This is a genomic window from Vibrio sp. 2130-1 (genome assembly GCF_033339515.1).
The window spans coordinates 1-597 of record NZ_JAWOUT010000483.1 but is presented as its reverse complement, the minus strand read 5'-3'; the positions used below and the strand labels follow the sequence as shown (position 1 = coordinate 597).

Annotated in this window: 1 protein-coding gene; it reads right to left on the bottom strand. The window is 49.2% G+C overall.

Annotation, left to right across the window (positions count from 1 at the left end):
• Positions 1-597: collagenase (locus tag R7Q09_RS26965; RefSeq protein WP_318144053.1), on the bottom strand; the 597-nt coding region annotated here is incomplete at both ends.

Below are 597 nucleotides of genomic sequence, written 5' to 3'. Positions count from 1 at the left end.
ACGTAGAACAGTTTTTCGCTGTATGCTTCGCCACTCAGTTGAAGGCTTTGGTTCGCCGCCAGCTCCGTCACTTGCACTTCAGGTTCTGTTGGTTCGCTTGGCTCTTCTGGGTCCGTTCCTGGTTGCTCCGGTTCAACTACCACTTCTAACGTATCCAACCAACGCTCAAATTCCGCATCGTATTGTTGACCAAGCACAGTAACCTGCTGCGCCCATTGTGCAAACTGACCTGAACGAGACAACGCCAACAAGCTCTCTACATCTTGAGGGTGGTTTTCTAGCATGAAGCGAACCGCCAAGTAGCCCCAACGGTAAATGCGGTTGCTATCGTGCGAGTATGTGGTGTCAAACACGGTTGAAAGGCTCAGTTTGCCACTTGGGATCAGATCGATCGCGGCCTTGTAACCTTGTTTGTAATGCATGTATTCAGCAAAGCCTTCCAGCCACCAAACAATATGACCATGAGCTAAGTTGTCGCTGAATGAACCGTATTGGTTGAAACGTGCATCCAAGTAGTGAGTGTACTCGTGCTCAAGGTTCAAAATAGATAGATCTTCGCCATTCGCGTAGCGATAAGCCACGAAACGCGCCGTATTA